This window comes from Streptomyces sp. NPDC053673, assembly GCF_055585225.1.
Genome location: NZ_JBVJKN010000044.1, coordinates 19,915 through 31,868, shown reverse-complemented (window position 1 = coordinate 31,868; position 11,954 = coordinate 19,915). Strand labels below are relative to the sequence as shown.

The window sequence follows — 11,954 nt, the reverse complement described above, 5'->3', positions numbered from 1 at the left end:
TCTGCTTCCCAGGCTGCGGCGGCAGTGACCAGCCTGATCGACGCAAGGGGCGGACCCCTGCCGGGCCCGCCCCTACGAGCCAGGTCAGCCGGTCAGGGTAGCCACGGAGCGCATGGCGAGGAAGTTGCTGCGGTAAGCGTCGTGGGTCGCGGCGCCCTCGACGCGCAGGAGGGCCTCGTCGTTCTCCCGCAGGGAGGAGACGTCGAGGTTGTGGGATCCGGTGAAGGTCCACTTGGTGTCCGGGTGCCCGGCGTAATTACCCTCGACCAGAAGGTACTTGGAGTGGACGAAGAGGTCGTCCCCCTCGCTCGTGGGCGTACCGTTGTCGAGATGGAGTTTGTACGGCTTGATCCGTGCATGGTTGCCGAGGGCCGTCAGCTCATCGGTCTCGTTGTAGACGACCTCGACCCAGCAGTCCTGATCGGCCAGCGCCCGCAGCTTGGTGGCCACCTCCTCGCGGTAGAAGGCGTAGGCAGCGACGCGGATGACGGTCTTGTGGGAGGCGGACCCGACCGTCGTATTACCCGTGCATGACACGTTGTTCAGCACGTCGACGATGAGGTCGCCGCTGCTCTGCGGGAAGAAGTAGTACTTCTCGCCCCCGGCGGTGGCTCCCTGCCGGAAGTAGTCCGCATTGCGGTTCTCGGCGGCGAGGTCGTTGAAGTACCCCGTGTACGCCGTGTAGAGCTCGGTGTTGCCCACGGACGTATAGGCGTTGTTCCAGAACCGGGAGGTGTTCGCGGCGGTCTGGTTGGCGGATGTCTGGATCACCACGTCCTCGGCAACTCCCGGGTCGCCCACCCGGGAGAAGAGGAAGAACTTGTTGTGGTTGATGTGGTTCTTGGCGGCGTTGAACGTCGCGTCGGCGATGCACGCGCGGTCCGCGGGACAGATGTGCACCCAGGACGCCTGGGTCATGTCCGTACCGAGGGCGGACTTGAGCTGTGTCGCGGCCGTGGAGGTGGAGTAGGAGTGGTCCAGGACGACACGCACCTGAACCCCACGCTCGTGAGCGCGTCCGAGCGCGTCGCTGTACCCGGTGTCGGTCAGGGCGTACATGGCGGCGCGCAGCGTACGGCCGCTCTGGGTGTCGTCGATCGCCTTGATGATGTGGTTCTTGACCGCATCCTGTTCAGCGGGGGTGCCGAGGGGGTTGTTGAAGACCGCACCCGTGGTGAGTGCGGGGCCCGTGTCCGCCGCCAACGCGGTGGGGGACGGGACCAGAAGCGCAGCCAGAAGGGACCCTGTGAACAGGGCCGTCGCCCATATACGTCTGATGTCTCTCACTCCTCGACACTGATCGTTTCCTGCTGTGAGCAGGTGCACGATAGCCCTTGCCGATGGCCCCGCCGCCACGAGGCCCGGCGAAGTCGTGTCGGGTCCAGGTGACTCAGATCACTTGAGCGCGGCCTGGGGCACGGGCACGCCAACGCCTCGGCCGCGCACACCCTGCCGAGGACAGCGCGAAGTATGGCTCGCGAAGCAAGGCGATTGTCAGCTCCGCCGGCGGCCTCGACGACATCAGGAGCGGCTTCCGTATCACCCTCGTCGGCCACTGGGCGTTAGCCTGCCCGCCCCCGCACCGCGAGTCCGTCCCCGGCCTGAGCCTCGCCACACCGCGAGGCCGGTCAACCGTTGCTTCGTGACGGCGAATTCGCACCCTCACCGGCGAGGAGCGGTGCGGTCGGAGGGGGCGGGGCCCGGCTGCAATGGTGGCTCTGGAATCCTTGCCCCGTGTCCCTCACACCACTCGCCCCGGAACCGGAACCCATAACGGCTGATCCGCCCCACTCTGCAGCAAGCCCTCTGCTCACCCAGTCCTGGCTCGACCTGGCCTTCATCCACTGGGCCGCCGACCCTGCGGACGTCGCTCCGCTGCTGCCGACCGGGACCGTCCCGGACACCCTGAACGGGGCGACGTACGTCGGCCTCGTCGCCTTCCGGATGCACCGCGTCGGATGGTTCCGCCTCCCCGGCATCCCCTACCTGGGCACGTTCCCCGAGACCAACGTCCGCCTCTACTCGGTGGATGCGCACGGGCGCCGCGGCGTGGTCTTCCGCTCGCTCGACGCCTCCCGCCTCATACCGGTGGCGGTAGGGCGAACCGCCTTCCGGCTCCCGTACCTCTGGTCGCGGATGGCCATCCGCTACGACGGCACCACCATCACGTACACCAGCACCCGACGCTGGCCCGGACCTCGGGGCGCGCACAGCAGGATCGCCGTACGGGTCGGCGAACGCGTCCAGGACCCCACCGAGCTCGAGCACTTCCTGACCGCCCGCTGGGGCATGCACAGCGCCTTCATCGGCCGGCCGCTGTACCTCCCGAACACCCACCCGCGCTGGCCGCTGCACCGCGCCGACCTCCTCGAGTGCGACGAGGACCTCGTGGCCGCGGCAGGACTGCCCCGGCCGGTCGGTGAACCCGTGAGCGTGCTGTACTCGCCGGGAGTCCCCGTGGAATTCGGGCGCCCGGCCCGCCGCCCCGGCGGCATCCCCACCCCCTGACGAGCAATGCTCGAGGGTGGGGGCGCAGGGTCGGGTCAGGGGATGCGGATGCTGGTGACAAGCTGCTGATGCACCTGGTCAGGGTGTCGGCGTGCGGTGTCGCCGGGGTGGCGAATGCACTGCCGGGCATGGACACGCCCCCTGCAGCCATAGCGGCCGAGGCGGCCGGGTTGGCCGCGGCGCTGCCCGTCTTGCCGTTGCGGTTACGCGTTCGCCGGTGTGGCGAGTGGCTGCGGGGACCGGCGAGCGTTGAAGGCGGAGCGGTACGCCTGCGGGGTGGTGCCCACGACTCGGCGGAAGCGTTCCCGAAAGGCTGTCGCTGATCCGAATCCGGCCTGGTGGGCGATGCGTTCGATGGGATGGTCGCTGTTCTCCAGGAGGTATTGCGCACGCCGTACGCGGGCCCGCAGCAGCCACTGCAGAGGAGTGGTGCCCATCTGTTCGCGGAAGCGGCGGCTGAACGTGCGACCGCTCATTGGGGCATGACCCAGATACGCCAGAAACCCGCCACGGGATGATCTTGACCGCCTGAGCGGGTCCGCCCGTCACCCGTTCGGCTCGGCGTCGTTGGTGGTGACGTTGGATGTCGTCCGGGGCGGGGTGGGTTGTGACCTCGATCGAGAGGACCGCGTATCCGCGGTTCAAGCGGCTGATCACCGCGCATGAGCTGCATCTGTTCTTCGCGCCGAGCCGTGACGAGGTCGAGTGGGCTACTACCCGTACCGACTGCGATGAGCATCTGCTGGCCCAGATGCTGATGTTGAATTCGTACCAGCGAATGGGGTGCTTCCCGAAGCTGGACGAGATCCCCGACACGGTCGTCGACTTCGTCCGCCGGGCGTTGGACCTGCCGGAGGGCACCATGCCGGGAGCCGCGAACCGTACGGCGGAGCGGCAGCGGACCGCCGTACGGCAGCGCACGGGCCTGTCGTACGACAAGGCGAGGGCCCGGAAGATCGCCGAGGCGGTGATGCGGAGCGAGGCCGTCTCGGAAGAACCGCCCGGCGGGTGAAGCGGCTCGCGCTGATGGTGTGTCTCGTGCACAAGGCGCGGATGCGGGCCCGCGACGACCTCACCACGATGTTCTGCAAGCGGGTCGCGTTGCAGGTCAAGCGGGCCAAGGCGGAGCTGGAGAGCATCCGGGAGCAACAGCAGGCCATCGTTGAGGTGTTGATCGGGAACTACCGCACCGTGCTCCAGCACATCGACGCCGACAGTCCCGTCCAGGCCGCCCGGGAGAAGGCGGCTGTCATGACGGCCGAGATCCTGTCGGCGGTCGGGGAACTCGACCAGGACACGAAGGCCGACTCCGTCGCCGCGCGGCTCGGCGAAGGGCTCGGGCCCGCCCTGAACATGATGGTGCAGGCCCTGCGCGTGCAGGCCGGCGCCCTGGGAGTGCCCGCGGCGGCGGTGGACGACTTCGGCGGGTTCGCGGGCCAGTACGAGCAGATCGAGAAGGTCGCAGCCCACCACGGCAACTACTGGGAGGTGCTGCTGTACGGGCACCTGCTCAAGGACCGCTCCACGATGTACGACCTGACCAGCCGCCTGGAGCTGCGGGCAACCTCCGAGGACAACCGCGTCCTGAACGCGCTCGCGCACGCCCGCCGGTACAAGACCTCCCGCGACTACATCCCGGAGCGGCACGAGGACGGCCGCCCGGTCGACATCTCCTTCGCCACGCTGAACTGGCAGAAGGCCGTACGGGACAAGAACCGGCCCGGTGTCTTCGTGCGCAAGCACTTCGAGGCGATGGTGTTCGCCGCGCTCGCTGAGGAACTGCGCACCGGTGACGTCGCGGTGGCCGGGTCGGAGGAGTACGCCGACTGGAGCGAGCAACTCCTGCCGTGGGAGGACGTCGAGGCGAAGCTGGGCGACTACCTGGTGGAGGTCGGCCCCGCCTCCGGCAACGAGCCGAAGCTGAAGGACCCCTTCGGCCGGTACGTCATCACTACCTTCGTGAAGGGCACCAACATGGGCCCCTACGAGGCCGCCCGCCACATCCCCGGCGTCACCGGACACGAGCTGTCGCTGGCCGCGAACCGGCACTTCTCCATCCCGACGCTCAACGAGGCGATCGCCGACCTGGTCAATGCGCACGCCCGCCTGGACATCTCCCAGGCGTGGGGCGACGGCTCCTCGGTCGCCGCGGACGGCACCCACATGGACACCTACCTCAACAATCTGCTGTCTGAGACGTCCGTGCGGTACGGCAAACCGGGCGGCATCGCCTACCACCACATCTCCGACACCTACATCGCGCTGTTCACGCACTTCATCCCGTGCGGGGTGTGGGAGGCCGTCTACATCATCGAGGGCCTGCTCAAGAACACCTCCGAGCTGAAACCGACCACCGTGCACGCGGATACGCAGGGCCAGAGCTTCCCTGTCTTCGCGCTCGCGCACCTGCTGGGCTTCGACCTGATGCCCAGGATCAGGAACTGGAAGGACCTGACCTTCTACCGGCCCACGAAGAGAGCCGAGTACGTGCACATCGACGCCCTGTTCGGGGAGCCGGGCCGCAACGTCATCGACTTCGACCTGATCGAGTCCCAGTTCCGGCACCTGATGCGGGTGGCCGTCTCCGTGCGCGAGGGCGCCATCTCCTCCACGCTGCTGCTGCGGCGCCTGCGGGCGGGCTCACGCAAGAACGCGACATACACGGCCTTCCGCGAGGTCGGCCGCGTCATCCGCACCGTCCAGCTGCTGCGCTACCTCTCGGACGCCCCGCTGCGCCGGCGGGTGACCGCCGCCACAAACAAGGTCGAAGCATTCAACGGCTTCTCCCAGTGGATCGGCTTCGGCAACGGCGGCGTCATCACCGACAACGACCCCGTCGAGCAGGAGAAGACCGTGAAGTTCAACGCCCTGCTCACGAACGCGGTGATCTTCCACAACGCCCTGGACATCGCCAAGATCGTGCGCCAGCTCCAGGAGGAGGGCTACATCATCGCCCCTGAGGACCTCGCCCACATCTCGCCGTACTTGACCGAGCACATCCGCCGCTTCGGCGAGTACTCCACCCACGAACTCGGCATCCAGCCCGAGGCGTACGACCCGCACCTGGAAGTCGACTTCAGCCCGCTCCGAGGCAACGACCCGCCCGCCCCGGACGGCTACGGCCAGGCGGCATGACCAGGAGAGTCGGCCCTGGAGTCCCACTGGCTCAGACACCAGGGGACACCTGACCCGCCGGTAGGTTGGCGGGGCCCTACCGCCGTTCGGCTTCTGTTTGGTGCTGGCCCTGGGTGCGTGCCAGGACTCGATGGACGGTGGCCCGGCTGACGGAGAAGAACTCGGCGATGGTGTGCTCGCGGGTGGCGTGCTCCTTGACGAGGCCGGCCCGGCCAGCCCCGCAGGACTTGCCGCACAGGGTTGTAACAAGTATAGTTACGACTAGACCCGAGGGGTGAGGAAGGTGGAGTCCGGCGTGAGCGCCAACAGTAGGCTGACCATCGCGGCGCACACCTTGACATGGATCGGGCTGTATCAGCGGCGTGGCCACGAGGTCGCCACATCCGAGCAGATCGCGACGAGCGTCAACACCAACCCGGTGGTGATCCGCCGCCTGCTGGGCGAGCTGCGCAAGGCCGGCCTGGCCGATTCACGGCGGGGTGCGGGGGCGGGCTGGATGCTCGCGCGGGACCTGGCGGCGATCACCCTGCTCGACGTCTACCAGGCGATCGAACCGGGACCGGTCTTCGCCCTGCATCGCGCGGCACCGGACCCTGAGTGCGTCGTGGGCCACGGCATCGGGCCGACGATGGCCGCCGTGTACGACGATGTGGAGGCCGCCCTGTGCAGGGAGCTGGCCAAGACCACGCTGGAGGACGTGCTGCGGGACGTCTTGAAAGCCGCCTGACCTCGGACCGCGCACTTCCCCTGATCGAGGGTCGCATTCCGCGAGTGCCGATGTAACCAAAATGGTTACATCGAGAAATTGGAGAGTCTCATGGGACAACTGGACGACAAGACCGCCCTCGTCACCGGCGCCTCCAGCGGCATCGGCCTGGCGATCGCCCGCCGTTTCGCCGCCGAGGGCGCGACCGTCTACCTGACCGGTCGCCGCAAGGCCGCGCTGGACGCCGCCGTCGCGCAGGTCGGCGCCCGCGGTATCGCCATCCAGGGCGATGCCTCGGACCTCGGCGACCTCGACCGGCTCTTCGCCGAGATCGCGAACCGCAGCGGCCGCCTGGACATCGTGGTGGCCAACGCCGGGGTCGGGGACTACGCCCCGCTCGGCGCGATCACCGAGGAGGAGTACGACCGCACTGCCTCGATCAATCTCAAGGGCACGGTCTTCACTGTCCAAAAGGCGCTGCCGCTGCTGACGGCCGGCGCCTCGGTGATGCTGCTCTCCTCCAGCGCGGCCCTGCGGGCCGCCCCGGGCCTGGGCGTCTACGCCGCCACCAAGGCCGCGATCCGCAGCCTCGCCCGCACCTGGGCCGCGGAACTGGCCGGCCGCGGAATCCGTGTCAACGCCCTCACCCCCGGTCCTGTCGAGACCCCGGGCCTGGACGAGCTTCTCGCCGCTTTCCCGCACGGCGATCGGCCCACCGCGGGCGAGCCCGCCCCACCGACCCCGCTCGGCCGCGCCGGCCATCCCGACGAGGTCGCCGCCACCGCCCTCTACCTGGCCGGCGACCAAAGCAGTTTCACCACCGGCGCGGAACTGCTCGTCGACGGCGGCGCCACACAGCTCTAGGCGCCAAACCGGCGACGCGGGACGCATTCGACGCTCCAGGGCGTCTGAGCCGCGCACTTGCGACCGTCGTCAGGGCAACGGCTTCGACACAACAAGGTTCGACACAACAAGGAGTGAGTCATGAAGAGCGTGGTCCACTACCGGGCGGGCGATGCGGCAGCCGTCGCACACATCGAGGACCGACCGGAGGCGCCCGCCCCTCGGGCCGGCGAAATCCAAGTGCGTGTCAGCGTCTCCCCGGTCCACCGCGGCGATCTGGTCGCGACGGAGACCGGCCTGCCGGACGGATCCGCGGGGCGCAGGCTGGGCACCGAGGCGGCGGGCGTGGTGACTGCGGTGGGTCCATCGGTGCCGGCGCTCCGTGTCGGCGATCGGGTAGCGGTCTTTCCGGCCCCGGGCGCATGGTCCGAGCACATCACCGTGCCGGCCGAGGCCGCCGTAGCCGTCCCGGACTCCCTCAGCGACGAAACGGCGAGCGTCCTGCTCGTCAACACCATCACCTCTCGTGACGTGCTCCGTGCGGTCGATGAGCTGAGGGCCGCCGCGGCAGCGCCGAGCGATTCCCCACTCCTCGTGTCGGGGGCCGCGTCCGCGGTCGGCAAGCTCATCGTTGAGCAGGCCCGCGACCGTGGCTGGCTCGTTGTCGCCATCGTCCGCAGTGACCGTTCTGCGTCAACGGTCCGCACAAACTGGCCGGACGTGCCCGTCGTGGTCTCCGGAAGCGGCGGCTGGCAGCGCGAGCTGGAGCGGGCCGTCCGCGGGAGGCCGGTGCCGGTCATCGCCGATGCGCACGGCGGTCCCTTCGTACGGGAGATCCTGCCCTTTCTCGACGATGGTGGGACGCTGGTCGTCTGGGGCGATCTAGCCGCGCAGCCGTGGACGCTCTCGACGTTGGAGCTGCTCATGCGGGAACTGAAGATCCGCGCGGTGAGCATCACGCGCTGGGCAACCCGCCCTGGGGATGTCCGGGCCGCCGATCGGCGAGCCGCCCTCCAGATCGCCGCGCAGCATCCAGACCTTCTCACCGTTCGTGCCGCCTACCCGCTCGACGAGCTGCCGAGCGCCATCTCGGCGGCGCGGACCAGCGGCACCGGCACCGTATTGCTCAAGCTGAACTGACCAAACCTGGACCGCAGGGGAGCAGTGACCTCATGGAATTCAAGACCATCGGCACCATCGGTGCGGGAGCACCAGCACAAGCCGTGGCCGCCCACGCGGCACGCGCCGGGCACCCGGTGCTGGTCAGCAACAGCCGCGGCCCCAGCACACTCGGCGACGCCGTCGCCGCCATCGGGCCCGGCGCCTCGGCGGCCACGTTCGAAGAAGCGGCGGCGGCCGACCTGGTCCTGCTCGCCGTCCCGTTCGGCGCGGTCCCCGCGGTCGGGCGGCGGCTCGGGGACTGGACGGGCCGAGTGGTGGTCGACATGACCAACCAGTTCGCCCGGTCCGACCCCTACCGCGGCTTCGCCGACGTCTCGCCGCTTACCGGCAGCGAGTGGGTCGCCCAGCAACTGCCCGGCGTCACGCTGATCAAAGCCTTCAACGCCATGTTCGCCACCTATATGGCTCCCGATCCCCGGCACCAGGACGGCAACCAGGTCGTCTTCCTCGCCGGTGACGACGAGAGCGCCAAGGCCCCCTTCACACGGCTGCTGACCGAATTCGGGTTCGCGCCGGTCGACCTTGGCGCGCTGCGCGAAGGCGGGGCGCTCATGCAGCTCGGCGGGCCGCTGAGCGGCAAGCACTTCCTGTTCCAGGGCTGAGGCCCGACCGACACCTCAAGAGACGAAGAGACAAAGGACAAGGACGATGGCAACAGATACTCAGACCTCGCGGACCGTGGCCGAGAAGTTCCTGGAGCGCCTCGGCAGGCAGGACCCCGACGGCATCCAGGAACTGTTCTCCGAGGAGATCGACTGGCACGTCCCCGGCAGTGACGCACTGCCCTGGACCGGGCGCCGTACCCGCCAGGAGGAGGTCGCGCCGTACTTCACCACCATGTGGCCGCACTTCGCGGAAGGCCAGAGCAAGGTCGTGCTGGAGCGCTTCATCGTCGACGGTGGTGACGTGGTGCTGCTGGCGGTCTTCACACACACCGCCGCACCCACCGGCAAGGAGTTCACCACACCGGTGGCCATGCACCTGGCGGTCGAGGACGGCCGAATCGTTCGCATGCACCTGTACGAGGACACACTGACCGTCGCCGAGGCGTTCAACGTCGGCTGAGCGGAGGGCACTCAGGGACCCCGCGGCCCGGGGCGGCCCGGCCGGGCATGTACGCATAGGGTCAGCCGAGACACGGCCGAAGCCGAAACGGAGAGCAGAACTCGCCCCCGGCCAATCGCTGCGGTCAGCACGTTGGGGCGGTCGGCCTTCGGCGATGACTGCCGATCAGGTCCCCCAGCGTCGCCAGGCCATCGGCCGGTGTCGCCATGTCGACCAGCGTGCCGCCCGCCGGGCCTGCCGCGCTGGGGACTTGACCGGCGCCCACGAACTTTCGCCCCCCACCGTGTTCCGCCGGTCTCCGGCCTCCTCGCCCGGCTGAATGGTATTCGCAAACGATCGTTTGCCGACAGGCAGGCGACGCGTCCAATGAACCCGTGCAATCCGGGGGTTCACGGCAGCGCGAATCCAATCAGATCCCAATGATGCCACCGGCGAACGCGAGAAGTGCAAGTGCTGTGCGGCGACCGTCTCCAGGGGAGGATGACGCATGGGCGCACCGGCATTCGCTGACGGGTGCCCGGCAGCTCACCGTGGCCGCTCGCTTCTGCGGCAACTTCGGAATCTGCTCGAACGGGCTCGACCTCGGACGGGTTCGTCGCCCGTCGTCGGCGGATACCTCCTCGGCTTCGAGCACGCGTAGGCCGGTGGGGCCGACTGCCCAGGCTGGTTGGCCAGGTGCGCGGAGATCGTTTCTGAGGACCGCCGAGCGGGATTCCGCATCGCTGATGCCTACGATCGCGCGGGGGCGGTGCGGTGGTATGCGGCCAGGGTGAAGAGCGGACCGATCGCCAGCAGTGCGGCGAGGGCGGCGAATCCGTAGGTGAGAGTGGATGCCGTGGCGACGGCGGCGACCAGGAGGGGGCCTCCGGCGTCGCCGAGTTCGCGGCCGAGTTCGGCGGATCCCATGGTCTGGCCGAGCCGTTCCTGAGGGGTGGAGGCGGCGAGGGCGGCGAAGCCGAGCGGGGTGATCAGGCCGGTTCCGGCGCCGATCAGGGCCGCACCCATCAGGATGCCGAGGAGACCGGGGATCATGGCACAGCCGAGACCTGCGGCGGTGACGGCGAGTCCGGCCGCCAGGCCGGTGCGCGTGGTGATGCGACCGGCGTCCAGGGCCCGCCCTGCGTGTGGCTGGGCGAGGGCAGCGCAGGCGGCGAGGACCGAGACGGCTGCACCGGTGGCAACCGTGCCCAGCCCGGCGGTGGCCCCCGAGACGGGCAGGAAGCCGACACCGACGGAGAGTGCGGCGGTCGCGCCCGCAAGGGCCGCGGTGGGGGCGAGGAAGGTCCGGGAGGTGAGCCGGCGCACCAGATCGAGCACGGTCTGCCGGGGCTTGGGCAGCGGCGCCAGGGCGGGGACGGCCGCCACGGCCCAGGCAGCGACGGCCGTGGCCAGGACGGCCATGACGGCGAAGAGGAGGCGCAGTCCGCCGGCCCAGACCAGTACGCCGCCCAGGAGCGGGCCGAGGGTGTAGCCGATGGACTTGTAGAAGCCGTAACTGCCGAACGCCCGGCCGTGCTTGGCGGCCGGATTGAGCCGGGCGACCAGCGCGGAGGCCGAGGGCGAGAACGCCGACGCGGCCGCGCCCTGACCGAGGCGTGCCGCCCACAGCCAGCCGGGGCTGTCCGCGACCGCATACAGCGCGGAGGCGGCGGCGAAGGCGACCAGCCCGCCCAGCAGCACGGGTTTGGCACCGATCTTGTCGGCGAGCGTGCCGAAGAGCGGCTTGAGGAGCACCTCGGCGCCGTCGTACAGGGCGAGCAGCCCGCCCAGGACCAGCAGGGAGGTCACTGCGTCCTCGGAGAAGCCGCCGAGGTTGGCTGCGATGCCGTGTGCGCCGAATGCGGTGGTGAACCCGGCCGCGTACAGCGGCCACATCGTCCCGCCTCGTCCGGCGTCGGTGGTGCCGTCGGCGGTCATTCGCCCGCCCCCTCACTCTGGTGCAGGGCGGCGAAGACCTGCTCCGCGTAGTCCTCGCAGACGGCGGTGCACTCCTTGAGGCGCTCGGCGGCCCGGGCCGCCTCGGGGGCGCCGAAGACGTCGCGGGCCATCAGGTCACGGTGCCAACGCCGCAGGCGCTCCAGGCTCTGCTCCTCTTCCTCCAGCTCGGCCAGCGTGAACTTGGCGATCCGGATCTCCTTGGCGATCTCGGCCTCGAACTTGGCGCAGTCCGCGAGGAATTCAGCCCAGTCCTCCGAGCGCGCGGCGGTGAACATCGCCTCGAAGCGGGCGGCGTCCTCGGGCCCACGCCCGGACGCGTGCAGCGTCACGACCTGACCCTCGGCCCGCTCCGTCAGCTCGATCGCCCGGTGGACGCCGTCGGCGAAGACCGGCACGTCCGGCACAGCCCACACTCCCTGGCCCAGCGAGAGCGCGCCGACCTTGCGCAGCTCACGCCAGACCGCCACCCGGTGCCGCGAAGGGTCGGCGGGCAGCTTGATGACGAGGACAACCCACCGTATCCCTGCTCCATTATCCGTCACACAGTCGAATGTAGCAGGCGTTACAAGACCGGGCT

General features: G+C 69.4%; 11 protein-coding genes and 1 pseudogene. 8 read left to right on the top strand and 4 right to left on the bottom strand.

Features of this window, described 5'->3' with window-relative positions; translation table 11 throughout:
- Window positions 1-84: 84 nt before the first annotated feature.
- Window positions 85-1,287 (bottom strand): phospholipase D-like domain-containing protein, encoded by a 1,203-nt coding sequence (locus ACZ6ZQ_RS34805; RefSeq protein WP_469772519.1) that lies wholly within the window; start codon window positions 1,285-1,287, stop codon window positions 85-87.
- A gap of 447 nt (window positions 1,288-1,734) precedes the next feature.
- Here ACZ6ZQ_RS34805 and ACZ6ZQ_RS34800 point away from each other — a divergent pair, with 447 nt between their 5' ends.
- Window positions 1,735-2,508, top strand: a complete 774-nt coding sequence (locus tag ACZ6ZQ_RS34800; RefSeq protein ID WP_469772518.1) for a YqjF family protein — start codon at window positions 1,735-1,737, stop codon at window positions 2,506-2,508.
- Window positions 2,509-2,711: 203 nt separating this feature from the next.
- On the opposite strand, the pseudogene ACZ6ZQ_RS34795 reads toward ACZ6ZQ_RS34800, so the two are convergent.
- Window positions 2,712-2,984 (bottom strand): annotated as a pseudogene (locus tag ACZ6ZQ_RS34795) (helix-turn-helix domain-containing protein); the annotation flags it as partial.
- Window positions 2,985-3,115: 131 nt separating this feature from the next.
- Between ACZ6ZQ_RS34795 and ACZ6ZQ_RS34790 the strand changes: the two are divergent.
- From ACZ6ZQ_RS34790 to ACZ6ZQ_RS34760, 7 genes are all read left to right on the top strand, one after another.
- Window positions 3,116-3,520: a DUF4158 domain-containing protein gene (locus tag ACZ6ZQ_RS34790; RefSeq protein ID WP_469772517.1), complete on the top strand. Its 405-nt coding sequence runs from the start codon at window positions 3,116-3,118 to the stop codon at window positions 3,518-3,520.
- The gene (locus ACZ6ZQ_RS34785) at window positions 3,517-5,643 is read left to right on the top strand and encodes a transposase (RefSeq protein WP_469772516.1); all 2,127 of its coding nucleotides are present in this window, start codon (window positions 3,517-3,519) and stop codon (window positions 5,641-5,643) included. The genes ACZ6ZQ_RS34790 and ACZ6ZQ_RS34785 overlap by 4 nt, the downstream gene beginning before the upstream one ends.
- Window positions 5,644-5,938: 295 nt before the next feature.
- Window positions 5,939-6,370, top strand: coding sequence for an Rrf2 family transcriptional regulator (locus ACZ6ZQ_RS34780; protein WP_469772515.1), 432 nt, complete (start codon window positions 5,939-5,941; stop codon window positions 6,368-6,370).
- Window positions 6,371-6,460: 90 nt separating this feature from the next.
- Window positions 6,461-7,213, top strand: coding sequence for an SDR family NAD(P)-dependent oxidoreductase (locus tag ACZ6ZQ_RS34775; protein ID WP_469772514.1), 753 nt, complete (start codon window positions 6,461-6,463; stop codon window positions 7,211-7,213).
- A 120-nt stretch (window positions 7,214-7,333) separates the two neighbouring features.
- Entirely contained in the window at window positions 7,334-8,332 is a 999-nt protein-coding gene (locus tag ACZ6ZQ_RS34770; RefSeq protein ID WP_469772513.1) for an alcohol dehydrogenase catalytic domain-containing protein, read from the top strand.
- A gap of 32 nt (window positions 8,333-8,364) precedes the next feature.
- Window positions 8,365-8,976 carry an NADPH-dependent F420 reductase gene (locus tag ACZ6ZQ_RS34765; protein ID WP_109383692.1) on the top strand — a complete coding sequence of 204 codons (612 nt, stop codon included), beginning with the start codon at window positions 8,365-8,367 and terminating at the stop codon, window positions 8,974-8,976.
- Window positions 8,977-9,022: 46 nt separating this feature from the next.
- Window positions 9,023-9,439, top strand: coding sequence for a nuclear transport factor 2 family protein (locus tag ACZ6ZQ_RS34760; RefSeq protein WP_469772512.1), 417 nt, complete (start codon window positions 9,023-9,025; stop codon window positions 9,437-9,439).
- Between the two features lie 729 nt (window positions 9,440-10,168).
- On the opposite strand, the gene ACZ6ZQ_RS34755 is transcribed toward ACZ6ZQ_RS34760, so the two are convergent.
- Entirely contained in the window at window positions 10,169-11,356 is a 1,188-nt protein-coding gene (locus tag ACZ6ZQ_RS34755; protein ID WP_469772511.1) for an MFS transporter, read from the bottom strand.
- Window positions 11,353-11,919 (bottom strand): Chromate resistance protein ChrB, encoded by a 567-nt coding sequence (locus ACZ6ZQ_RS34750; protein WP_469772510.1) that lies wholly within the window; start codon window positions 11,917-11,919, stop codon window positions 11,353-11,355. Before ACZ6ZQ_RS34750 ends, ACZ6ZQ_RS34755 begins: the two co-directional genes overlap by 4 nt.
- Window positions 11,920-11,954 lie beyond the last annotated feature (35 nt).